20 protein-coding genes and 8 pseudogenes are annotated in these 22,838 nt (G+C 37.7%); 16 read left to right on the top strand and 12 right to left on the bottom strand.

Going from position 1 to position 22,838, the window contains the following annotated elements:
• Positions 1–62 precede the first annotated feature (62 nt).
• The 3 genes and pseudogenes from JMN17_RS01760 to JMN17_RS01770 all read right to left on the bottom strand — a co-directional run.
• Positions 63–590 (bottom strand): PadR family transcriptional regulator, encoded by a 528-nt coding sequence (locus tag JMN17_RS01760; protein ID WP_202327716.1) that lies wholly within the window; start codon positions 588–590, stop codon positions 63–65.
• Positions 587–1,429: a sialate O-acetylesterase gene (locus tag JMN17_RS01765; RefSeq protein WP_202327118.1), complete on the bottom strand. Its 843-nt coding sequence runs from the start codon at positions 1,427–1,429 to the stop codon at positions 587–589. Before JMN17_RS01765 ends, JMN17_RS01760 begins: the two co-directional genes overlap by 4 nt.
• Positions 1,430–1,764: 335 nt before the next feature.
• Positions 1,765–1,935, bottom strand: a pseudogene (locus JMN17_RS01770) (transcriptional regulator); the annotation flags it as partial.
• Positions 1,936–2,209: 274 nt separating this feature from the next.
• Between JMN17_RS01770 and JMN17_RS01775 the strand changes: the two are divergent.
• A complete protein-coding gene (locus JMN17_RS01775) occupies positions 2,210–2,377 on the top strand; it encodes a hypothetical protein (RefSeq protein ID WP_202327120.1) in 168 nt (55 codons plus the stop codon).
• A 115-nt stretch (positions 2,378–2,492) separates the two neighbouring features.
• Positions 2,493–2,849, top strand: a complete 357-nt coding sequence (locus JMN17_RS01780) for a hypothetical protein (RefSeq protein ID WP_242519850.1) — start codon at positions 2,493–2,495, stop codon at positions 2,847–2,849.
• Between the two features lie 799 nt (positions 2,850–3,648).
• On the opposite strand, the pseudogene JMN17_RS01785 reads toward JMN17_RS01780, so the two are convergent.
• A pseudogene (locus tag JMN17_RS01785) lies at positions 3,649–4,026 on the bottom strand (glycosyltransferase); the annotation flags it as partial.
• Between the two features lie 345 nt (positions 4,027–4,371).
• The gene (locus JMN17_RS01790) at positions 4,372–5,235 is read right to left on the bottom strand and encodes a ferritin family protein (RefSeq protein WP_202327717.1); all 864 of its coding nucleotides are present in this window, start codon (positions 5,233–5,235) and stop codon (positions 4,372–4,374) included.
• Between the two features lie 200 nt (positions 5,236–5,435).
• Here JMN17_RS01790 and JMN17_RS01795 point away from each other — a divergent pair.
• A pseudogene (locus tag JMN17_RS01795) lies at positions 5,436–5,952 on the top strand (DUF421 domain-containing protein); the annotation flags it as partial.
• A gap of 135 nt (positions 5,953–6,087) precedes the next feature.
• Here JMN17_RS01795 and JMN17_RS01800 read toward each other — a convergent pair.
• Positions 6,088–6,354 carry a transcriptional regulator gene (locus JMN17_RS01800; protein WP_087993855.1) on the bottom strand — a complete coding sequence of 89 codons (267 nt, stop codon included), beginning with the start codon at positions 6,352–6,354 and terminating at the stop codon, positions 6,088–6,090.
• Positions 6,355–6,611: 257 nt separating this feature from the next.
• On the opposite strand from JMN17_RS01800, the pseudogene JMN17_RS01805 reads away from it, so the two are divergent.
• Positions 6,612–7,060: pseudogene (locus tag JMN17_RS01805) on the top strand (ArpU family phage packaging/lysis transcriptional regulator).
• An 81-nt stretch (positions 7,061–7,141) separates the two neighbouring features.
• Positions 7,142–7,519, top strand: a complete 378-nt coding sequence (locus tag JMN17_RS21610) for a hypothetical protein (protein WP_242519851.1) — start codon at positions 7,142–7,144, stop codon at positions 7,517–7,519.
• 60 nt (positions 7,520–7,579) lie between these two features.
• Here JMN17_RS21610 and JMN17_RS01815 read toward each other — a convergent pair whose 3' ends face one another.
• Positions 7,580–8,137 (bottom strand): GNAT family N-acetyltransferase, encoded by a 558-nt coding sequence (locus JMN17_RS01815; RefSeq protein WP_202327121.1) that lies wholly within the window; start codon positions 8,135–8,137, stop codon positions 7,580–7,582.
• A 531-nt stretch (positions 8,138–8,668) separates the two neighbouring features.
• A complete protein-coding gene (locus JMN17_RS01820; RefSeq protein WP_087993857.1) occupies positions 8,669–9,865 on the bottom strand; it encodes a DUF418 domain-containing protein in 1,197 nt (398 codons plus the stop codon).
• Positions 9,866–10,132: 267 nt separating this feature from the next.
• Here JMN17_RS01820 and yrkP point away from each other — a divergent pair, with 267 nt between their 5' ends.
• The 4 genes and pseudogenes from yrkP to JMN17_RS01840 form a co-directional block, all read left to right on the top strand.
• The gene (yrkP, locus tag JMN17_RS01825; RefSeq protein WP_087993858.1) at positions 10,133–10,828 is read left to right on the top strand and encodes a two-component response regulator YrkP; all 696 of its coding nucleotides are present in this window, start codon (positions 10,133–10,135) and stop codon (positions 10,826–10,828) included.
• On the top strand, positions 10,815–12,113 hold the full coding sequence (yrkQ, locus tag JMN17_RS01830; RefSeq protein ID WP_087993859.1) for a two-component system sensor histidine kinase YrkQ: 1,299 nt from the start codon (positions 10,815–10,817) through the stop codon (positions 12,111–12,113). The genes yrkP and yrkQ overlap by 14 nt, the downstream gene beginning before the upstream one ends.
• Before the next feature lie 45 nt (positions 12,114–12,158).
• Positions 12,159–12,575, top strand: coding sequence for a phosphate-starvation-inducible protein PsiE (gene psiE, locus JMN17_RS01835; RefSeq protein WP_087993860.1), 417 nt, complete (start codon positions 12,159–12,161; stop codon positions 12,573–12,575).
• 888 nt (positions 12,576–13,463) lie between these two features.
• Positions 13,464–13,714, top strand: a pseudogene (locus JMN17_RS01840) (IS3 family transposase); the annotation flags it as partial.
• A gap of 66 nt (positions 13,715–13,780) precedes the next feature.
• Here the strand turns inward: JMN17_RS01840 and JMN17_RS01845 are convergent.
• The 4 genes from JMN17_RS01845 to rapE form a co-directional block, all read right to left on the bottom strand.
• Entirely contained in the window at positions 13,781–14,068 is a 288-nt protein-coding gene (locus JMN17_RS01845) for a hypothetical protein (protein ID WP_087993861.1), read from the bottom strand.
• Between the two features lie 13 nt (positions 14,069–14,081).
• The gene (locus tag JMN17_RS01850; protein ID WP_087993862.1) at positions 14,082–16,007 is read right to left on the bottom strand and encodes a ribonuclease YeeF family protein; all 1,926 of its coding nucleotides are present in this window, start codon (positions 16,005–16,007) and stop codon (positions 14,082–14,084) included.
• A gap of 220 nt (positions 16,008–16,227) precedes the next feature.
• The gene (gene phrE, locus JMN17_RS01855) at positions 16,228–16,362 is read right to left on the bottom strand and encodes a phosphatase RapE inhibitor PhrE (protein ID WP_014114495.1); all 135 of its coding nucleotides are present in this window, start codon (positions 16,360–16,362) and stop codon (positions 16,228–16,230) included.
• Positions 16,352–17,479 carry a response regulator aspartate phosphatase RapE gene (gene rapE / locus JMN17_RS01860; RefSeq protein ID WP_087993863.1) on the bottom strand — a complete coding sequence of 376 codons (1,128 nt, stop codon included), beginning with the start codon at positions 17,477–17,479 and terminating at the stop codon, positions 16,352–16,354. The genes phrE and rapE overlap by 11 nt, the downstream gene beginning before the upstream one ends.
• Positions 17,480–18,005: 526 nt before the next feature.
• On the opposite strand from rapE, the pseudogene JMN17_RS21615 reads away from it, so the two are divergent.
• The 7 genes and pseudogenes from JMN17_RS21615 to JMN17_RS01895 all read left to right on the top strand — a co-directional run.
• Positions 18,006–18,127: pseudogene (locus tag JMN17_RS21615) on the top strand (TetR family transcriptional regulator); the annotation flags it as partial.
• Positions 18,128–18,255: 128 nt separating this feature from the next.
• A pseudogene (locus tag JMN17_RS01870) lies at positions 18,256–18,558 on the top strand (zinc-binding dehydrogenase); the annotation flags it as partial.
• Between the two features lie 10 nt (positions 18,559–18,568).
• Positions 18,569–19,573, top strand: a complete 1,005-nt coding sequence (locus tag JMN17_RS01875) for an NADP-dependent oxidoreductase (RefSeq protein WP_202327122.1) — start codon at positions 18,569–18,571, stop codon at positions 19,571–19,573.
• Positions 19,574–19,797: 224 nt separating this feature from the next.
• Positions 19,798–19,940: pseudogene (locus JMN17_RS01880) on the top strand (tryptophan--tRNA ligase); the annotation flags it as partial.
• Positions 19,941–20,157: 217 nt separating this feature from the next.
• Positions 20,158–20,733, top strand: a complete 576-nt coding sequence (locus tag JMN17_RS01885; protein ID WP_087993865.1) for a TetR/AcrR family transcriptional regulator — start codon at positions 20,158–20,160, stop codon at positions 20,731–20,733.
• 111 nt (positions 20,734–20,844) lie between these two features.
• Entirely contained in the window at positions 20,845–21,693 is an 849-nt protein-coding gene (locus tag JMN17_RS01890) for an alpha/beta fold hydrolase (RefSeq protein WP_087990796.1), read from the top strand.
• 14 nt (positions 21,694–21,707) lie between these two features.
• Positions 21,708–22,766: an alkene reductase gene (locus JMN17_RS01895; protein ID WP_087990795.1), complete on the top strand. Its 1,059-nt coding sequence runs from the start codon at positions 21,708–21,710 to the stop codon at positions 22,764–22,766.
• Positions 22,767–22,838: the final 72 nt, after the last annotated feature.

Here is a 22,838-nt window from a genome sequence, read left to right on the forward strand (position 1 = left end):
TTATATTTAGGTAACTAATATTCTTATATATTTAACATTACATTTTTTTATTATGCAATAGTTCACTCTATTTCTGCTTTCAATTTTTCGAACCACTCTAAATTAACCAAGTGATGTGAACGGGAATTTTCGTTCATACGGCGAAAGTAATTGATTGTGCCGGGGATTTCTTGAGTGATGGACAGGTATTCATCAAGGAGCTCGATTCGAGTTTTAGTCTGGTCGATTTGTGATTGGATCAGATCCAGTAATTTATTTTTGTCGAATTCATCGGCAAAGAGTAACGCCCCATAAAATTGCAGGTTCACATATTCCGATTTGGTGCCGTATTTGATCATTAATTTTTCGAATTCTGCCCTTCCCGATTCTGTGACTTTAAAGTTACGGATTTCACGCCCACTGGTTGAGGATTTCTGCTGAATCTGTTCAATAAAACACTTTTCTTCAAGTTGCTGCAGATTGTAATAAAATGAACCTTTCGTGTAGTTAACAATGTATTTGTAATGACGTTTTTCCATTAAGGCCAGAAGTTCATAGCCGTGAGCTCCAGGGTTTTGGATTAGCAAGCCAAGGATAAGTAAGGGAATTATGGCTTCATCACCTTCGCCATCCGCGCCTCAAATTCCGCGTACGTGATTTTACCCGAAGCCAAATCCATACTATGGAGGTAAATCTGTTCTGTTTTAGAATAGTCACCATTCACTTTCAGTGATTGCTCCTCTCCCGAAATGGGTTTCAGGATATGGTGCTTTTTCGAAAAAGCCTCGAAATAGCGGTAACCGAATTTGCGTTGTGAAGCTGCGTCTAAATGAATGCCATCAGGATTAGCAGTCAAACCTGATGCAGTAACAAAATAACAATTCTGTTGTTCATTAGCAAAACGCAGCAATTGTTCGTTAACCTGTCGAAATTCGGTCGCGTGCTGTCCAAAACCGGTCTTCCCAAGAAAGTCACCAAGCCCTCCAATAATCAACGGTACCTCATCAAGTTTCAACTCGTTTCTTAGCGTCTCGATGATAAGGGTTAATTTCTCGTAATAAGTTTCATGTAGCGAACGATAACTGTCACTCTCACCCTGGTGCCAAAGGATTCCACAAATTTGACTGGACCGGAGAGCGAAGCGGGCTTCGGCCAAAGCATGCTGAAAAAGGATGCCTTCCGGATGCCAGTCATTCAATGAACTGCCACCTTCCGCACAAGGGATCAAGCCAATTTCTTCATCGGGATGAGCTTTCGACCATGCATCTGCAAAAGATGCCGCCAGACCAACGCCGGAAACCGGACGGTCGTAATTAATCGGCTCTGTCATCATCTGCCACTGTCCATTGCGCAGCATTTTTATTTTTTCATTATAGATAGGGTCTACTTCATTCAAAAATCCACGGCCCGCCATATTCGACTGCCCCAACATTAAAAAAGACTTTATCATCTAATTTTCACTTCTTTACATCAATTTGGTCTAATTAGACTATAGTCAATTCAGTTTGTCTTGTAAAGTTTATTAGTATGTATGAAAAACAACATTGAAAATTTGCTGGATGTATTTGAGAAATTGCAAGTTCTTTGCTTTTTCTTATTCAACTATCGGGGGCTTTCGTTCAATAACTGATCTTCCACAATCGGGCGCGATTATTGAACAAGAACTAATGGAGTTATACATATTAGTCATGTAAAATATGTATAACATAAATGAGAATCTAAATCTTATTAGTAAACAGAATTAAACATAATAAACAGAAATAAATAATAATAAACTAACGGCGTTTATTTATCTGATTTCCGTCTTTCCTTTAATTGCTCCGTTATAATCTCCAAAGCAGCCTGTAAAATTTCATCAGTTACTTCACCGTCTTTAGCTGCAAGGAATGTTTCAGGATCGTTTAACACTTTTTTTGCTTCATCTTGGAATTCTTTTTCACTGCTTTCATCCTTTAAATGATTGTTTTTGTATACCTCAAAATAAAAAACCTTAAAGACGACAATCTAAAAATTGGATTCGTTAAATATTATAGGAAAACCACGATTTTTTTCATAGGAAAATGCGTCTAAAGGTGATGGAATATAATAAAAGAGAGCCCACTGCCGTACTTAAAAAGCTGCACGATTGAGTGTAAAGCATTGCTAATCCTTTTTTTACTGGTGTAATTATTTGTAAAGTATTAAAATTGCAGGGGCATGTAAACCAACTGGACTTCAAAGGAGTTTAATCATGAAAATGAATGAAAAGATGAAAGAGGTTCAAAGAAAATATAGAGAAGAGCTTAAAAAAAAGAAACACGAGCATGAAGATGATAAACATTATATTAAAGAAACAATTATTGTCGTAACGATAATTGTATTGTTTATTTTTTTCACTTACACCTTGCAAGGTTTTTAATAAGAAGATCCCTTTTTTCCATTTCGATACTTACCGGTTTTCATTTCATAGGAAGTACGTTCAAATGATGGGGGTGTATCCCAAATGAAATGGATTGTTAAAAGGGAGGACTATGTTGGAGGGGGTAAATATCAATAAAAAATCTTTAAAAATGTTAATGATTGTGCCAATTCTAATCATTTGTTATGTTTTATTTTTAAATCCTGAAATTATACTTGAAGAGCATTGTCCTAATAAGCCTTATAGTTTAACAATCGTAAAGCACGGGACAGGTATATTTGATAAGAAAATTGTTCTAATATATTACAAGATCAACGGAAAAACAGTAGCTGTTGGGAATTTGGTGTTTTTTGAGAATTTTGGCAGAGATATAGATGTTACTTGGGATACGAATGCTGATGATGGAACTTGGTGGATAGATAAAAACGTACATTTAACCATGACCTATGCTAAAAATTTTAAGGGGATTTAGACAAGAAAGATATTGATTTTGATTATGGTACTGTCCAATAATAATGAAGCAGTTTATCTAAAATAGGAATATAATCTAAAAGAACCGCCAGTCGCGGTTCTTTCAGCGTGTCGACAAACCCTCGCATTCGTTGTCAGGCTTGCGCGTCGGTGCTCACGTGTTATGAAAGGAACGGCGGTTAAATGCTTAGGCGTACTGCCTAAACACCGCCGTCATCACATCCTGTGAAAGTCTGCTCCGATGCTCGCCCTTCCTAGACTTCAAGGGTTTTCAATCACGCTGAAAATATGACAAAGTCATAAAACAAAAACCGTTTTATGACTTTGTCAACAATCTGAAAGAACCGCCAGGCGCGGTTCTTTTATGTTCAGATTCAAACTGATTTAGGAGCGATTTTTTCTTTCCTTACAAATATCATGATTCCGAGGATGATACAAAAAGTATAGCTTTAGTTTTGTGAATTTGAAAAGAGTACCTATGCGGCTTTAGCTGGGTTCAAGAATGCTGCTTAGGTATTTTTTTTATTAATGTTTTTTGAGGTAAAAGTAGAAACCTATGATAACATTTTCGTTTCAAAACTAAATTGAAATTTGAAGTATGATAGAAGTGAAAAATCGCCATCTCATGTATTTGGTCAAACTGCCATTCTATATCACCTATTACTAAATGTAACTGTAGTAATTCAGAAGTTAGTTTTTCTTTATCTTCAATTTGACTTAAGTTAGCTAAAACTTTATTCATTCTTTCATGTATTTGCGGAAGTTCTTTAATATTTTCCTCTTCTTCTAAAAGTCAACTGGACTTGCTGGACGCCGCTGACATAATTGCTTACGGGTCCGACCATGCCGGTTTTTTCATCGTGGTAAAGCAGCTTGATCATAGGTTCCAGCCACTGATTTGTTACAATCGTGTCATTGTTTTAAAAAAGAATATTGTCCCCTGAAGCAACTTCAAAGCCTCGATTGCAGCCTTTCGCGAAACTTTCGTTTGTCTCGTTGAAAATTGCTTTAATGGAAGACATCTCTTTAAGATAATCACGTGTCCCGTCATGAGAGCCGTTATCTACAACAATGATTTCTATACAGTTATGATCCGTATACTTCCATATGCTCTCCAAACATTGTTTCGTTAAATTCAATTCATTATAAGTCAGCACAATAATGCTCGTTTTCAACATACCTCAGCCCCTCTTTGTAACAGTCAGTACTACATATATATATTTGTATTTTTCAAAGGGAATGATTCCATCCTTTAAAAAAGGGAATGGTGATCATTTCAGAAGGTTCTATATCATTTGTACTGAACTGAGAACATTTATCGGTTGTTAAATACGATGGACGTTATGGGTTTAATAACAGACGATTTTGTAGAAGGAATCGAAGTGGGAGGGGCAGGTGGAAACACCACCAAAGATAGACCTTTGAGGTTATGTTTGAATATGAAAGGTAACAATCTTTAATATGGTAAAAACCCTTTTGGTTCTACCCCTGCAAATAAAACACTTCGTTTTGTAATGTTGATTTTAGAAGTTTAAGTCTAATCTCTCAAGACCTCTTCGGAAAGCCTCTAAATGATTTAGTGATGCGTTGTGTAATTGAGTAAAAACTATTCTTGCATCTGCTGGCAGATCAAAAGTTAGAAACTTGTTATACATGGCGATATTATCAATTTCTCCTTGGACTCCAGCAGCATACGCATCCTTAAGGGTTACTGGTGTATTGACATATAATTGTGAGGTGTCTTTAGGTATCTGTACTTGGTATCGTTCAAAAAGAGAAAGTAATGCATTGATATGACGTAATTCTGCTTCTTTGATTTGCAGAAAGGTGCTGATATCCCCGAAGTTTCTGATAATTGCATTGTATCTTGCTTGAGCTAAGTACTCATCCTGAATGGCAAAGGTAAGCATTTGGGGTAAGGTGAGTCTACTGGCATTTAAAGCCCCTGTTGCCCCATAATTAACTTGACGGGTTTGTTGTGTAGACCGAGTGTTTAAAAAAAACAGAAACCATACTGCATGATTTTGTTCATCAGCGGCAGCACGCTGAAAAATCTTTTTAATGGACTTATCTTGTATTCGATCGGCTAAATCTAAATAAAAATCCACTGTCTCCTGCTCATCTTTAAAAGCAGACTCTAGGCTTGTTCTATAACTTTTAGGGCATTCTTCCGTTATTTTTGGAATTGGTTTTCTGCCTGTAAGATTAGTGTAAATCCTGCTGAATTCTTCAAAATGCCGTTGTTCATCTTGTCTAATTTCAAGTATTTGTTTTCTTATTTCTTCTGTGGGGGCTTGTGTGGCTATTTGCTTATAACAGAGAATAGCGCTATACTCTCCGTTAATTGCCTTGTGGATGTCATTAATTAGTTTCCTGTCAGTAGACATACGAAATGTATCGCTTATATAAGGGTTATAAATAAAATAAGGGTACACAATTTCACCGTCCTATTGCGGAATTTACTAATGTAGCGTATGTCTGATACGACAATGAGTGCATGTATATATTGTTTAAGAATCGTTCTAGTATATATAAGATCTCTTTTGTCTATGATGTTTTTAGAAAATACAATAAGTTGGTGAGATCTATGAGTGAACATGTTGAAGTGATCCTTCGATCGATTCTTGCCTTTGGCATTTTATTGGTAGGGTCAAGATTATTGGGAAAACACAAATGAATATCTTTGATTTTATTGCTTCAATACATTAGGAGCAATTACTGCAAATCTGGCTTTTAATACTTCTCTTAAAATTCATCACATGGTACTTGCTTTCTTTATATTTGTATTTGTTATCTTGGCCACTGCCTACTTATCACTTTGCAATCAAAAAGCTCGGAAACTCTTTGCTGGAGATCCAACCGTTGTGATTGAAAACGGGAAAATTCTTGAACACAACATGCGCAAGATGCGTTATACAATTGACTATTTAAGTCAACAATTAAGGGAAAAAGAAGTTTTCAAAATTGAAGAAGTGCTCTATGCGATCATTGAAACAAATGGGACATTAACTGTATTAAAAAAACATCAATTTCGAAATGTGACAAAAAAGGATTTATGGGTTGCCACTACACAAGAAGGGAAGCTCCCCATCGAGTTAATCATCAAGTCAGGTAAGCAATTGAAGGGAAGTTTCATAGTGGATGCCATTACAAGTTGAACTTCAAATGGTCGTCAAGTCAATGACTGTCAAACAAGTAGTAAAACTATAAGAAAAAGGAGGCTATAAACCTCCTCATAGTTAACTTGAATAGTAGGCGATATAAGATCCATCAGGATAAAAAGTAACACTGTCTAAATAATACGTTGTTCCGTTGATAGTGATTGTTTGTCCTGGGTCTGGATCAGAAGGAAGTCCACGAACAACTAGGGTACCTAATGCAGATATTTCCTTTGTATGACTTTCTTCAGAATGAGTATCAGTAGGACTTGCGGCAAAGGCAGGAGCAGCAGAAACAAGCAAAGCAAGTGACAATGCAGTACCAGTTAAAACTTTTTTCAATTTCATTTTAAACACTCCCTTTGTTTTTTTTAATACGAGTGTATTATTACATGATATACAAAAATATCCAAGGTATTTTTTGTTAATATTTTGTGAACTTAGTCTAAATATAGATTCCTCCCGAATGCCTCACCCCGAAATGAGGGCACAGCACGGGCGCTGAGAGGTAATATTGTCCAAGAAGGAAAGCCTGCGGACACTGAACTAAAGCATTTACGCTGTTGGTTTGGTGTCCGTTTTATTTTAATAATCAGGAGGTAAATATGAATCAATTAACATTAAACCTGCCCCAAATTGACGAAGAAGCCACTAAAGCAAAAGTAGAGCAACTGTTGGATCAATATCGGTTATATCTCTTACAAGTGCCAGATAATTTTTTACCAAAGGTTACCCCGACTTACAGCATTGTTCCGTCAAGCATCACGAATGAGTTTCATTCCTCAACAGAAGAGGCAGCATTAAAGCGTTTGATTGGGAGATTCAGCGTAGACAAATTCTTAAAAAGGATTCAAAGGGCTGTTAACCGGCTTTCTCAAAGAGAACGGCAGATCATTGTCATGCTCTATATGCAATCGGAAGAAATGTATGGTTATGAGCATATGCAGAAATGGGCTTGAGCCAGCGCAGTTATTATCGTGTGAAGGGAAAAGCACTATATCGGTTGGCATTTGCTCTTAGAGAAGAAGCCTACAAGAAAGGGACGGCTTCTTAATGAATTTTGTTACCAATAAGTAATCCGGAATGTATCTTCTACATCAAGAGGTTTTTAAAAGAACTAAACATGAGGAATTACATGCTATTCGTGACCGGTATTAATTCAGGGCCCCGCATATCGGATATTCTGCAGCTGAGAGTAAGAGACGAAAAACGGCCATACTTCAATCTCATAGAGAAGAAAACGAAAAAGAAAATCGACATGACGCCAGCTCTTCAAAGAGAATTTAAAACCTATGTTGAAGGGAAAGAGGATCATGAATTTCTATTTAAAAGCCGTGAAGGGATTAACAAGCCAATATCCGGTCGCAGTGCCTTTTGCCTTGCCTCGTTTCTCCTCAAGCTCTTTCATCCCCTCTGCCTGAAATTAGTTAATCCATCTCCTGACTTGGTTTTTATCAATGTTCATTTCTCTGGCGAGGGGTCACTTCAATTGGGGACTGACCCCTGTTTTTGAGACAGGGATCAGGGATCAAAACACCTTTTAAACAGCATTATTACCTTCGTGTTCAATTGTTTAGTCCTTTTTTTTCATAATCTTTACAAACCTGAAAAAGTCATCATCATCCGGCAGGGGCTTGTCATCTTCGCGTCCATTGCAATGTATATGCGGATCAGAGTGATGTTCATTGTAGAACTCTACGATATGGAATCCACACTTATTCACATAGAAGTTGATATTTCGTTTTTCGAAATAAGGTGTCACGGTTTCCCAAAGAACAGTATCCGGATACTGTTCTTCAATGGCTTTCCAAGCAGAAAGACCAATCCCTTGGCTGTGATATTCTGGAGATACATAGAATAAATCTAGCGAATTATGATGTGTTTGGCTGTTGATACGTACTACTGCACCACCGACCTTCTTACCATCCTGAAGAATATGATATACCACTGCTCCGGGAGCATTGAAAGACTCCTGAACGTCATTGTCCGATGGAATCGGTCCATCTTCGCAATCACCGAACGTTTCAATCACGGCGATCGAAAATGCTTCTTGTATTTTTTTTTGGAATTCTGGCAAATCAGACTCCTTTGCTAGTTCCAAAATAACTTTTGGTTCCTTTTTTGTTTTCATGATTGCTCACTCCTTCATTTGCTGAAATATCGAGTCAGTCGTTCAGTAAAACATTCCAGCTGTTCTACGAGGTCTTTTCACAAAAAGTGATTCCGTCGCTTTTTCTTCCGCGGTAAATTTGGCGTTAAAATACTTGCTGCAAAAGCTTTCTCCTGTCTTTTTGTACGATTTCTTTTTCTTTGTTTCCTTCGAATACAAGCTGCATGTAACCCTTAGTTACTATCGTTCACTACCGTATTAAGTGTCTTGCGCGGGATTAGTCATTCTTCTCAAATTTTTCCTATCTCAAATCACATTCACATCAATTAGTCGAATGTGTAGCCCTTGACTATGAGCCTGCGCAAAAGATTCAAGTTAGATTTGATCATGAGCTATGCAAATTGAGTAAACTCTGGTTATTTTTCTGTCTAGGTTATCCCAAAGAAGCACTAAATGATATAAAAATAACCAGTCTATACTAATCAAATCTGTCCGTTTAATACCCACTTCCGTCAACAACTAACTGAAGTCCATGCAATCTGGGAAAAGGGGTCATTTTTGAATTGATTTTGGCGCATGTAGAGCTGCTTTGGAGCGCTCGTTTACTATGCCGTACGTCAGCTTGCGCCATATCAATTCCATCGGGCCGTACTTAAACCGTTTCAACCACAATGTACTAAAGATCATAAGCACGAAATAGACGGCCAGACTGAACATGAACGTGCCGGCGGATTGAATATGACCCGCAAGCCCGAATCCGTACCTGAGGAACAGAATTGTTCCAAGGATAGAGTGAAGCAGATAACAGGTCAATGACATCCGTCCGACTTTGGTGAATATCATCATAGGGCCTCGCAGCTGAGGAACGTATAGAAACAGCATTGCAAAAGTGCTCATATAAAACATACTTCCAGTTAAGCCGCCATTTTGACTCAAGACAGAGGAAATGTCCGAAAAATTAAACATGTCTAGCAATATACTGCTTTGTGTTATTAGAAAAGCGATTGTGCTAATGATCCAGATACGTTTCCATATGAACTTTTTCGCTTCCATGTCTTTGAAAAATTCCATCTTAACAAAGTACACGCCCAGCAGAAACATGAGAAACATGGAATAGACCATAGAGAAAGAGCTAGCAGCCATCGTGACCATATCTGTCCACCGAGTGCTGATGGATTCCATGTAGGTAAGGCTGCTGTGGCTAAACAAAGTAAACTCTGAAAAATTCGGGTTTTTTGACCCTGCAGTATTGATGACATTGTACAACATTGTGAAAACAGGAGTCAGGAATTGAAACACGATAAGTGCGATAATCCATCTAAGCACCGTTTTGGCTGTGCGTTTATAGAAGCCGAGTAACAGGAAGCCGCTTACGGCATAAAAGGTCAATATGTCACCGACCCAAACAAATGTGATGTGCAAAATGCCAAATCCCAACAGGATAGATAACCTACGGGCAAACAGCTTGTTGGGACTATCTACCTTCTGCGCGGCTCGATCCATAAAGATCATAAACCCAACCCCGAACAGGAAGGAGAATAATGTAACGAATTTCCCTTCGGCAAACCAGGAAACCAGATTGTGCAGTACGTCATCGGAGGCCATTTCGAATCCTTTTACTGAATCTACGATCAGAAAATAATTGACAATAATAATGCCAAGCAAGGCAAATCCACGTACGATGTCCAGAAAATGAACCCGTTCCCGCAGACTCACTGGTTGCCCGCATCCTTCTTTTTGTACAATCATATCAATACTCCTTTCCCATTTACCATTGCAATGTGTAGTGCGGATCTGAAAAGCCTGAGCCTTACAATGGATAAATATAAAGACCGAATCTTAACAATTTATGAAGAGTCATCATTTTTTTAGAAAATGTGATAAATTTATGGCGGACCATCAGCTTTCATAAATTGTTAAGATTTACGTAGTATCTTATAACGTACTTATTACTATGAACGATATATAGTAAGGACACACGAGAAATAACAACAAGAATCATGAGGTGAGAGAGACATGACCCATCGAATATTAGTCGTAGAGGATGATGAGGATATTGGTGATCTTTTGGAGGAATCCCTTACACGTGCAGGTTACGAGGTGCTAAGAGCCAAGGATGGAAAGCGAGCATTGCAACTTGTGAATGACTCGCTTGATTTGGTTATTTTGGATATTATGATGCCAGGCATTTCGGGAATTGAAACATGTCAGCACATCAGGAAATCCTCTAACGTCCCGATTCTGTTTCTGACTGCCAGATCGAGTACACTCGATAAAACTGAGGGGTTACTCGCCGGCGGTGATGATTATATGACTAAACCATTCTCGGAAGAGGAACTTCATGCTAGAGTGATTGCTCAATTACGCAGATATACTATCTATCAGGAAAAGAAGGAACAGGAAGAAACATTTCTTATCGGGGGCAAACTAAGAGTGAGCGAAGAATTTAATGAGGTCTGGAAAGAGGGGCAGCAAATCAAGTTATCAGATCTGGAATATCGTATCCTAAAACTTCTGATGAGCAAACGCAACAAAATATTTTCTGCCCAAAATATATATGAGAGTGTGTGGGGACAGCCTTATTTTTACTGTTCCAACAATACGGTGATGGTGCATATTCGGAAGCTGCGCTCCAAAATTGAGGATGATCCGGCACGTCCGGTTTATATAAGAACTGAATGGGGAAGAGGATATCGATTTGGCGCATCGTAAATTTACGCTAACCAAAAAACTGGCTTTGCTGATCATGGTTGCTGCGATTGTGAGTGGTGTGATCTTTCTGACGTTGCAAAAGATCACAGATGATCTGATCGAGGGATATCTGAGTTCGGATGAGTATTATCACGAGGAGTCAGCAAGATACATTCAAAAATTCAGCAAGTACGTTTCAGAAAATGAGTTGTCTACATCAGATAGAAAAGCGTTTGGCGAGTGGGTCAAAAAAGAAAATTACATTAACCTCACCATATTCAAGGATCAAGAGCTGCAATATGATTCCATTTATTCCGAATCGGATTATGGAAAGGAAAAGCTGACTCAGTACGCTCAAAATCATTCCCATCCTGTCAAGTTTAGCGATGGTGAAGGACGAGTCATTATCGACGGTTTCTACTCTTCCCGATATTATGATCTGGCCTTTACATTGGATTTGCTCGGGGCAACCCTCATCTTTTTAATCATTGTTCTCTTCGGAATTCGCCAAAGTCTTCGCTACCTTAAAACGATTCACCAAGAGATTCATATTCTTGAAGGGGGCGAACTGGACTACGAGATGACGATAAAAGGGCATGATGAATTAGCGATGATTGCAAAGAGCATTGAGGATCTGCGGAAAGCTTTCCTGGACAAACTTAAAGCTATCGAGGAATTGCAAGCTGAGAGCCGCAGCCTGGTTACCGAAATGTCGCACGATATGCGCACACCGCTGACGTCGCTGATCATGAATCTGGAGTTTGCCAAAAAAGCGGGAGGCGAAGCGGGTACCAGCAAAGATCGGTATGTAGCCAATGCTTATGGTAAAGCACTGCAATTAAAAAGCTTGTCTGACAATCTGTTTGCGTATTTCCTGCTGGACAGGGAATATGAGGCCGATCTGGAAACCGTTGCAGTGAGAGAAGTGATCTACGATCTAATATCAGATCAGATTGCTATCCTTCATCAGGAGCATTTCCGAGTCCATATTTCAGGCGAGCTGCCGGAAACCTATATTAACGTGAATTTGGAGGAGCTTGGTCGTGTATTTGATAATGTGATGTCAAACTTATTTAAATACGCAGATCCGGAAGAAGAAATCAGCATCACGTTTGTATCGGATCAAGAGATATTTGAGATTCATGTTAGCAATACGATTAAACTTGCGGATATAACACCGGAAAGCAACGGACTCGGTGAAAGAAGCATTGCGCGAATGATGTCCCGCATGCAGGGACAGTTTCACAGTATACAAAAGAATTCTAAGTACTACATTGTGCTACGATTTTGGAACACCAAGATGTAGGCTGAGCATAAAAACCACGAATATATTGAAATAGGAGACAACACGATGAGATTTTCCGACAAATTCAAAAAGGTGCCTTACCTGTTACAAGCGCTTCTCAATGTCTGTCTGTTCTTCCTGGCGATAGCTTTAAGCGCACTTCTGATCAGCGAGACATGGTACATTGTGCAATTCGTATACAAGTCACTGTTCAACAAAGTGGACAGCTATTATGGGATGCTTGGAGAACTGCTTATATTCTTCATGTACTTTGAGTTCATTGCTTTGATTATCAAATACTTCAAATCAGACTTTCATTTCCCGCTTCGCTACTTCATTTATATTGGCATCACGGCTGTCATTCGTCTGATAATCATCGATCATGATCAGGCGATATCAACGTTTTGGTGGGCGATGGCCATTCTTGCAATGATTTGTGGATTCTTTATTGCCGATCGACGAAATTCTGTTGTTGAACATTAATAAATTAGTTCACTTTATGGCGATACGCCGCTGAAATGCCTAATTGTGAATGGGAACTGGAACAGAATAAAAAAATGGATAATCGGCATTTATAAGTCTAGCTGTTAATGTCAGTTCAGAAATCTGTAGTGGATCAAATTGAATTGTGGTTGCAAGTGGATATCTGAATGTATTTTTTGGCCACTTTAACAGACATGTCCCGATGACATAGCATTAACTATCGGACATGAAATTCGCTTCTTTATTTTACAAGGATGAGGTTAAAATTCTTAATAAATAAGATGAAAAAGTTAGAATGGACGTTATTTGTTTTTTTCTCACTATTTTTTAACCATAATTGATATAAACGTATAGAAATGAATATAGAGTGTGTAATAAAAATAAGCTTTCATAACCAATGAGATAGATTTCCTATAGGGGCCCAGTGATATAGAAAACAGATCGATGGTTCAAGCCATCGGTTTTTTATTTGTTTTCATACTGAAAATCACTTCATTAGGACAAACAGTTATTACATAGCATTACCCAAGGGGTGATGCATTTTATGAAGGTGATAATCATCGAGGGGCCGCAAGCTGACAAATGCATGAACGATTCCTCTATTTAATAAAACTTGATAGGAAGTAGATCCAGAGTATATAAGGGTATTGACCGAGAAATAAGCGATCAAGCAACCGCACCCAGATCGAGGCCTGTATAAAGAAAGCAGGGACGATGCGATTAAAGAACTCATAATCAAGTTATCTGCTATGATCCAGATTGTCTTTCTCATAGAGCTTATTAGTATGCACAAAATGATTTTCATAACTCTTTCATCTATTTTTTCTCTATTTCTTTAAGAGGTGTTTTTCTATGGGAACAAGAGTGAGTTATCCGGTTGAAATCAAACAGAGGGCTGTAAAAGGAAAAGGCATTACCATGAGCATGTCTAGAAAAGGAACGCCCGCTGATAATGCCGCCATAGAATCGTTTCATTTCATACTAAAGTCTGAAACGTTCTACCTCAACAACATAGTTCGAACTACGGCCATCATCGTAGAGCGTACGTCGAAGACTACATTCAATATGATAACAACATTCGTATTCAAACGAAACTAAACAACCAATTACCGATACACTATCGGCAACTGGCTGTTTAAAAGGTGTTTTGATCCCTGTCTCAAAAACCGGGGGCAGTCCCATTCAAGAGGACCTTTTGTATTATATTAATCCTCAATATTTTCGATTACCTGTCTAACCATCTCATGTATTTGGTCAAATTGCCATTCTACATCACCAATTACTAAATGTAACTGTAGTAACTCAGAAGTTAGTTTGTCTTTATCTTCAATTTGACTTAAGTTAGCTAAAATTTTATTCATTCTTTCATCTATTTGCGGAAGTTCTTTAATATTTTCCTCTTCTTCTAAAAGTTCTTCTGTGGAAATTAATGTACTATTATATTTTTCATTTAATTCTTTTAAAGCACTAAAGATTTTATCAATATTTTTCATCTATCTTAACCACCTATTTTAATTTTCTTCCAATGGCATTCTTAGTCTTAACTTCGTTCAATGTTCCATCCAAATTCAACACTACTCTTAAATTTCCTCTTTTATCGAAAACTTCTAAATGATCCTTGTGCAAATTATCTAAATAAAATCTATCGCCTTTTTTCAGAAACGGATTATCCAATTTTTTATTAACTTCATAGATTGATTGGCCTTGGAATTGATTTTTTGTTTTTGTAACATTGTTTTTTATACTTTTTCCAAATCCATCATTAAAAAATTCTTTCATATTCGATACAGATTTAGCTTCACTGGTTATCTTACTACTAGTAGCATTCCCCTTAGAACCATGATCAACATCAAAAGACTTTTTAATTTGTTGAATTGTATCTTGTCCAGATTTTTGTAAGTTTAGCACATTTATAGGAACATCACTAGCTAACAGAAGTTCTTTAGCAAAAGGATTTGGTATTGACTCTAAACCTTTTTTAAAAAATTCCCCAAAATCTTTGGTGTCTTTTATTACTTTTTTTGATGCAGACTTACCAACATTTCCGGCGCTGTTTACCCCTTTTTTACCCGACTTGCTGATTCCCTTCTCTGTGACTCTCCCGACCTTTGAAACGACGGATCCACTCTTTGTAACAGCACCACCGCCACCTGATATGAATAAGCTGGCTACATTTAAAGTGAAATATGTGGTGTAGTGCGATTGTGAATACATATCTCCGTGTACAAAGTTTTTATCCCAGCTTTCTTTTACCTCATTCCAAGTAGAATCCCAGGCTTTTTTATAGTCGAATTCAAAAACGGACTTTATCGTTCCTTTTGGATCTAAACCGAGATCGATCCCGAATTTTCCAATTCCTAAGAGCCCTTCACCAGTTTCTTTCGAAAAATCATAATATGCCATTTGTTTGCCTTTATAGTATTCATATACTGGACCTAGATATTTTTTACCCGCTGCATCTATAGGGGCTAAATATTCTTTAACCGTCTTCTCTGTATCATCTATCCCGGCTAATAAACCTTCATATACACCGTCAATCTGTTCTTTCAAAATATCCTTGGTCGCTCGAAGAGGATTATCCCAAAACTCGAGGGATTTAACATACTCCTGTTGTTCAGTGGTGAGGTTGTCGTATCCAATCTCTTTAGCAACTTTTAGATACTCGTCAGGATCATCAACCAACGTATTGAGCTTTTTCTGTAATTCTTCGATTTCCCGTTCTTTTTCTTCTTTCTTTTTAATCGTCAAATAAGCTGCCGTTTGCTTTTCAATATCGCCTTTTTTCTTATGTATATCACTCTCACGGTACGCCTTGGCGTTGTAGTGAATGGGTGTAGCGTTTTTGCCTTTGCCCGTTGCTTCTTGGAGCTTTTGGAAGTCGGATTTGATGAATTGTTCATTAGGTTCTGACAGGGCATACTCTGTCAGTAAATCTTCGTCAAGGTCACCTAGTTTTTCAATGGTTTTTTTGCGTTTGTCATTGGCATCTGCAAGCTCATCCTTGAAGGTTTCTGTTGAAAACAGGTCAAGCGGGAGGATGTCGTCAATGTCGTTTAGGATATCTTTCATGGCTTTTTTCTGTTCAGACATGATTGATTTTGATTTTTGATGGGCGTTAGCCAGTTCATGTTCTAAAAAAGACTCTTCAATATAAGCATCAGAGAGGTCTTTGTCCTCGACAGCTCCGGCAATGCTGTTGAAAAATACGATCTTCATGTCAATGTAGTCGATCCATTGATCAGTGACACCAACATGATCGTGATAGAATGCTTTAATGTTATTAGCGCCTTTACCTGAGAATTCGCTGTCGTCCAGTTCAGCGACGCTTTGTAAAGCTTTTCTCAAGTTGACCATTTGTGTCCGTAGTTCTTTATATTCTTTGGCACGGTCTGTAGCTTCAGACATGAGTGTTTTAGCTTCCAAGACTTTCATAATCATACCCTCTCATTTAATCGTATAACAAAATATTACCATGGAAGAATGATGAAACTAACTGTGATGTGGATCAAATGGTGGAAATGAATCATTTGATCTGTGTCATTGACCTGTTTCGGGGTATTGTATAGCGGGGAGAGAGTTTTTTGATGGCTAAAATAAGAAAAAGCCGTTATGAAACGGCTAAAGGGAATCAGAACTAATGTTGTTTATCGAATCAAACAAGGAATTCATGAGTAGGTGCTAGAGTTACATTCCGGGATGCTTCCTTCATTTCGCCATTAGACATAGATCCGAAAAAGGCAAGTCCAATTAAAACGGCGGATAAACTGATAAACAATTTAGATTTCATACATGCATTCCCCTTTCGATATTTGCTTTTGAGCATATACCATCTTCTTGAAACAGATGATACTATCCTCTATTTTTCCATTATAATCGAAAAGGTTGCCTCCTAACAATGCCAGCTCTTCCAGATAAGGGTATCCTTTGCCGTTCTCTAAACGAGAAAAAATATTGAGGAGTTTAGGTGTATCGCCATTTCTTATATAAAGAACGTCTAATGCTTCAAATAAGTTCATAAAAAGTTCGTCTTTAAAATCTACAGCACTTCTGATTCCTTTGCGGAAGCAATCCATTGCTTGTTCTTTTTTCCCTTGTTTAAAATAAATCAACGCTAGGTCATGATAAGCTTGCGGAAGTACGTCAGAGTTTATTTTTCTGTATTGAACCAAGGCTTGTTCGATGTAACGTGCAGCCTTATTTAAGTTGTCCATTTTGTGATAGCAGTTGCCGAGATTGAAAAATGCAGTGGCATAGATGTGAGTATTTTTACTTTTAAGCAGCTCGGCACCTTTTAAAGCTTCTTGAAGGTGGGGGAGAGCTTTTTCATGATTTTCAAGGTCATCGTAGTTGCCGGCAATCACAAAATGACATTGAATACGCCGAACAGAATAAAGCTCGTGTTTCTTATAGATATTGTATGAAAGTTCAGCATAGTGCATTGAGATGTGAGTCATTTTCATATGATAATAGACTTCGGATAACTTAAAATAAAACTCTGCTTTTTCAATCTTGTCGGAGATCGAAGGAATTTTACGTTCAGCTTTTTTATAATATGTAATAGCCTTTGTATATTCACCGTTTCTAAACTCATACATCCCACGGAAGAAGTTATAATAATAAGCTCGCATATTATCTAGTTTTTTCTTATGGCCTTCGATTTTCTTTAAATATTCTGAAAGTTTCATTCGGTTTTCATCAGATGGCAGCGTATACTCCAGCATGATCTTATGGCGAAAGGCCATCAATTGATAATAAATAAGCAAGTCTTGATCTTCTTCCATAACCTCTATATCACGTTCTATTTCAGCTTTTAACATTTCAGCATCAGTAACGTTGAATTTTTGAATATGCCTATGCCATTCATTAATTTTCATTCCCACTTCAGCTGATGTGATTGATATCAAGATATTCACCCTTCCCTTAACTCTACAAGTAATGTAAATATTAACAAGTTTGTGTTCGCAGAAAAAGGCAATAGGGCACCGCAATTTAAATTTTCGGTGAGACCGCAATAACTTTTTTATTACACTACTATGTTGAGAGGCTTTTTCTAAGATAGAAGATACCATCTATATTTTCTTTATTGTTTTTTGCTTTAGAGTTATTAAACTCCCTTGTAGGAGTGCAATGACTTGGCATCAATGACATTACAGAACTGATTTGAGTAGAAATAAGATGGAGCGATATTCATTAAAATTCAGGTAATAGCCACACATAGCCATATAAAACACATGATTAATTCTAAATTCTCTACCGATATCGTTCTTAAATTTGATATACTTGAAACTCGTTAGATCTAACTGTTTTGCTACTCAAATGAGAATGATCATTCTTCAATTGGTATAGAATATATTGAGAGAGGGATGAATGATTTAAAGTTGTCAATCCTTTCTCAGAAATAAGAGGCAATACGTTCTAAGGAGGGATTACATGGCTAGAAATAAAGAATTTGATGAAAAAAAGCATTAAGAAAAGCAAAGGGGCTTTTCTGGGAACAGGGTTATGAAAAAACATCCACGCAAGACTTGGTGGACCATATGGGCGTTCCCCGCTGAAGTATCTATGATACATTTGGCGACAAACATACTTTATTTATGCGGCCTTAAGTCACTATGTAGAAGTAATGGGAGTAAGGATGTGAAAACAGAATTAACGGTTCAGTAGGCTATACGAAAATTATTTGTCTCTCCGTACAGGACCAAATAAACGTTTCGGAAAAGACAAAAATTTTCTATTGTGGAAACAAAAGCTATTTTCCCTTGCTGGCGCAAAGTATGACCACAAAGCCAAAAAACACGACGTGGAATACCATTTTATCTTCGTTCTGACGGCGCACAAACTTAAAAAGATTACCAAAATCATTGAAGAAAACAACATTGTTCCAGAGATTTATCCAACACTATTTACCATAGACAACGTAAATGAAGCGCTAGAACTAGTCGCAAATGGACGACCGAAAGGGAAAGTGATTATTAATTTTTAAGGGGGACATGATGAAAGCAGTCCAAATACACAGCTACTCGAAAAAGCTAGAAGCTCACATCAACGATGTGCCTATTCCAAGAATAAACAAACATCAAGTGTTAATCAAAACAAATGTGGCGGGCGTTGACCCACATCTTATATTGGCGATTACTGGAAAGGTGCGCGTTTTTGACCACTATGATTTCCCGTTGACACTCGGAAATGAACTTTCAGGTGTGATTGAATCGGTTGGTGAAGCGGTGACAGACTTTAATAAGGGCGACAGAGTATATGCGCTAATGCCACTAGATACAATGGGTGCCTTTGTAGAATATGTTGTGGCTGATGCAAATATCGTTGCGAAAATGCCAAAACATCTTACTTTTGAAGAAGGGGCTGCCATTCCATTATCGGCTCTGACTGTTGTTCAAGCCTTCGATGTACTGAACGTGAAACCTGGCACAAAACTGTTCATTCCTGGTGGAACAGGCGGATTTGGGCAGATTGCCATTCCGTTTGCGAAATCAAAGAAGCTTTTTGTAGCTGTCAGTGGTAGTGAATCAGCTCGTCATTTAGCGCTATCCATTGGTGCTGACCAGTTCATCGACTATCAGAAGCAAGATTATGTTGAGGTGCTGAAAGATTTCGATTACGTGATTGATACTCGTGGTGCAAGTGAGTTCAGGAATGAATTACGTGTTTTAAAACCTGGCGGAAAATTATTGTCATTGAATGCTGGTCCAAATGCACGTTTTGCAATTCAACATGGCGGATTTTCAACGTTGCAGAGGCTTCTTTTCGGTGTGATCGGCATGCCGTTTGATATAGCGGCACATCTTCAACAGAAAACGTATGATTTCTTATATGTTCAGCCCAATGGCAAACAACTAAAAAACATCACCCAGTGGATTGATGAAGCGGGCATCAAACCAACCATTGATTCGACATTTGCTTTTCGGCAAGTGAACGAAGCTATTGCCAAAATCGCAAAAGGGAAAGCTCAAGGAAAGATTCTTCTGATTATACAAGAGTGAGAAACAACAACATAAAATTGACAAAGATTTTAGTGAGGGGCGGGACGTCAGGTATAGGCTATGCATATGCGAAAAAGATTCTTGAAATGAGCAACACGGCGATTGTCACTAGTCACTCGAAATAAAATATTGACCAAGCAATCAAAGATAACCCTAATTTAATAGGCATTGCTGCGGATGTCAGTCAAGTGAAGTCGGTTGACCAGTTGGATTTTATCTTCTATAAACCGAAAGGTTTAATAAATAGGGCTCGTGCATACAAAGCAAAAGTAGACAAGAACAAAGAAGAAGGATTAGATGTGGATGCCGGTGTGAACATGAGGTTATATACTATCTCATTTTAATGGCTGCTGATATTCTCCTGTTTTAGTCTGATTTTGTTCCCGTTGGAAAAGACCAAATCCAACATGTGGAGCAAATATATTGATGATTAAATTTATAATTCTTTACTTATCGTTCTAAAAAGGGTATTATTTAATCATGGTTTGAAATTCATGTGTTAATTTGAGAATGTTCATTCTACAATGGATTATGACGTTTGTTTTTGTTAGTATTGATTCATTGATTTTTTTAAGGAGAAAAAAATGGCTAGAAGTAAAGAGTTTGACGAAAAAGCAGTATTAAGAAAAGCAATGGAGCTTTTCTGGGAACAGGGTTATGAAAAAACATCCATGCAAGATTTGGTAAATCATATGGGGATACACCGCAGGAGTATATATGACACATTTGGTGACAAGCGTTCATTGTTTTTAGCTTCCCTTAATCACTATGAAGAGCTCATCGTCAATGAGATGGAAAGCATAATTAGCAGCACTTCATCCATTAAACAGGCGATACGTGATGTTTTTATTTTCGTACTGAATTCCATGGAACAATACCCAAAAGGTTGTCTATCAGTAAATGCAGCCATTGAATTATCTTTGTTGGACAAAGAAATTGGACGCATAGTTACAAAAATGTTTAACCGTACTGAAGATATGTTTAATAACCTTATAAAACGGGGCCAAACTAGTGGAGAGATATCAAAAGAAATCGATTCTGATAACATATCTCGTTTCTTACACAACAATTTGGTAGGTATAAGAGTACTAATAAAAACTAATTACAGTAAAAAAGAATTAGAAGGCATCATTACTCTAGCACTTTCAGTGTTGGACTAGCTTTCTTTTTTTTACCCTATTTAGAACGTTCGTTCTAAAATCAGCATGAAACAAACCATCATAATGCATACTTATAAAATCGTTTTTTAATTTCTAAGGAGGAACACAAAAATGACAAACTTTAAAATACCATCAGTATCAGAATTTATTGAAGCAGATGGAACTCGTTACGCATATAGAAAATTTGGTACACAAGATGGTATACCACTAGTATTTCTTGTTCACTTTAGAGGAACGATGGAAAACTGGGATCCAGACATGCTTGAACCTATTGCAAATAAACGCCCAGTAATCTTATTTGACAATAAAGGGGTTGGTGAGACAGATGGACTAACGCCTACTACAATTGCTGATATGGCAAAAGATACAGCAACATTTATAAAAGCTCTTGGATTAGAACAAGTTGACATTCTTGGTTTTTCCATTGGTGGTATGGTTGCACAAGAGCTAGCTTTACAAGAAGGAGAATTAGTAAGAAAAATTATTATGGCAGGTACTTCGCCTGAATCTGGTATTAATCCAAATCCAGAGATTTTTGAAAGAATGAATCGTCACGGCGGAACGGAGGAAGATGGAATAAATGATTTTATGTTCTTTTTCTACGCACAAACCGAAACAAGTAAATCTGCAGGAATGGCTTCACTACAAAGAATTTTTAATCAGAAAAAAGTAAACAGTTCAGAACAAGTAAAAGAGGCACAATTACAAGCCATTGCAAAATGGGCTAAACAAAAATCTAATCATGATTATGAATGGTTACAAAACATCAAACACCCTGTACTTGTTACTAATGGTGTTAATGATGTAATGGTACCGACTAAAAACAGTTACATCTTAGCAGAGAAATTACCCAAAGCTCAGCTGATTATATATCCTGATTCTGGTCACGGGCATCTGTTTCAATTTCCAGAACTATTTGCAGAACACGTAAATTTATTTCTTGATTCTAATTCTTATTAAAAAGGAGTATTCATATGAGCAGATTATTTGAAAAAGTTCGTATTGGAAACATTGACTTAAAAAATCGTATAGGTATGGCTCCGATGACTAGAAATAGAGCTTTACCAGATGGTACGCCGAGCGGTTTAGTAGCAGAGTACTATGGTCAGCGTGCTTCAGTCGGTTTAATTATAAGTGAAGGAACCCAACCTTCAGATGATGGGCAAGGTTACACGAATACACCTGGTATTTATACAGAAAATCATATTAGAGGGTGGAAAAAAGTAACTTCTAAAGTTCATAGTGAAGGCGGTCATATTTTTATTCAGCTTATGCATGTGGGACGTGTATCACACCCTGATAACACCCCTCACCACCGCCAAGCAGTTGCACCGTCAGCTATTGCACCTGGTGTAGAAATTTTCACGGCAGAAGGAATGAAAGAAATTCCAACACCAAGAGAACTGAGTGAGCTTGAGATAAAAGATGTTATCAATGAGTTTCGTTTAGCAGCTCGTTCAGCAATTGAAGCTGGTGCAGACGGAGTTGAAATTCACGGAGCGAATGGTTATCTGATCCAGCAATTCCTTAGTGAAAACTCCAATCATCGCCAAGATGCATACGGTGGTACGATTGAGGGGCGTTCTCGATTCGCTATTGAAGTAGCTAAAGCAGTTGTTGATGAAATAGGAGCAGAAAGAACAGGCATCCGTTTTTCTCCTCAAGGAACACTGCAAGGCATTGATGAAGGGGAAAATAGCCTTGAGATGTATCGCTATTTAATAAGTGAATTAAATAAGCTTAACCTTGCATATCTGCATTTAATGCACTTTGGAAACGAGCAATTCCTAAAAGATGTGCGTCAACTTTGGGATCAAGCACTTCTTGTTAACCGTCCAGGTCGTCCTCTAGATCAACTTTCGTCTGATGTAGATAATAATCTTGCAGATGTTGTCACAGTAGGCACTTGGGTACTAGCTAATCCAGACTTTGCAGAACGGATTAAATCAGGTGCTCCCCTAAACGAACCTGATCAAAACACGCTCTATGCAGGAGGAAAAGAAGGTTATACAGATTATCCTTTCTTAAAATAATTTATTTAATATGAATATCCCATCTAGGGAAGGGATATTCATATTCTTTTTTCTTAGGTTCGTTAGGAAAAG

Origin of the sequence: Bacillus sp. RHFS10 (assembly GCF_016757475.1) — a bacterium.
GTDB lineage: Bacteria > Bacillota > Bacilli > Bacillales > Bacillaceae > Bacillus > Bacillus subtilis_G.

What these genes read in the sequence shown, in the direction of transcription:
- JMN17_RS01765 (WP_202327118.1), bottom strand. Translation starts at nt 1,429, where the DNA reads ATGATAAAGTCTTTTTTAATGTTGGGGCAGTCGAATATGGCGGGCCGT.
- JMN17_RS01775 (WP_202327120.1), top strand. Translation starts at nt 2,210, where the DNA reads ATGAAAATGAATGAAAAGATGAAAGAGGTTCAAAGAAAATATAGAGAA.
- JMN17_RS01790 (WP_202327717.1), bottom strand. Translation starts at nt 5,235, where the DNA reads ATGTCTACTGACAGGAAACTAATTAATGACATCCACAAGGCAATTAAC.
- JMN17_RS01800 (WP_087993855.1), bottom strand. Translation starts at nt 6,354, where the DNA reads ATGAAATTGAAAAAAGTTTTAACTGGTACTGCATTGTCACTTGCTTTG.
- JMN17_RS21610 (WP_242519851.1), top strand. Translation starts at nt 7,142, where the DNA reads ATGCTATTCGTGACCGGTATTAATTCAGGGCCCCGCATATCGGATATT.
- JMN17_RS01815 (WP_202327121.1), bottom strand. Translation starts at nt 8,137, where the DNA reads ATGAAAACAAAAAAGGAACCAAAAGTTATTTTGGAACTAGCAAAGGAG.
- JMN17_RS01820 (WP_087993857.1), bottom strand. Translation starts at nt 9,865, where the DNA reads ATGATTGTACAAAAAGAAGGATGCGGGCAACCAGTGAGTCTGCGGGAA.
- yrkP (WP_087993858.1), top strand. Translation starts at nt 10,133, where the DNA reads ATGACCCATCGAATATTAGTCGTAGAGGATGATGAGGATATTGGTGAT.
- psiE (WP_087993860.1), top strand. Translation starts at nt 12,159, where the DNA reads ATGAGATTTTCCGACAAATTCAAAAAGGTGCCTTACCTGTTACAAGCG.
- JMN17_RS01845 (WP_087993861.1), bottom strand. Translation starts at nt 14,068, where the DNA reads ATGAAAAATATTGATAAAATCTTTAGTGCTTTAAAAGAATTAAATGAA.
- JMN17_RS01850 (WP_087993862.1), bottom strand. Translation starts at nt 16,007, where the DNA reads ATGAAAGTCTTGGAAGCTAAAACACTCATGTCTGAAGCTACAGACCGT.
- phrE (WP_014114495.1), bottom strand. Translation starts at nt 16,362, where the DNA reads ATGAAATCTAAATTGTTTATCAGTTTATCCGCCGTTTTAATTGGACTT.
- JMN17_RS01875 (WP_202327122.1), top strand. Translation starts at nt 18,569, where the DNA reads ATGAAAGCAGTCCAAATACACAGCTACTCGAAAAAGCTAGAAGCTCAC.
- JMN17_RS01885 (WP_087993865.1), top strand. Translation starts at nt 20,158, where the DNA reads ATGGCTAGAAGTAAAGAGTTTGACGAAAAAGCAGTATTAAGAAAAGCA.
- JMN17_RS01890 (WP_087990796.1), top strand. Translation starts at nt 20,845, where the DNA reads ATGACAAACTTTAAAATACCATCAGTATCAGAATTTATTGAAGCAGAT.
- JMN17_RS01895 (WP_087990795.1), top strand. Translation starts at nt 21,708, where the DNA reads ATGAGCAGATTATTTGAAAAAGTTCGTATTGGAAACATTGACTTAAAA.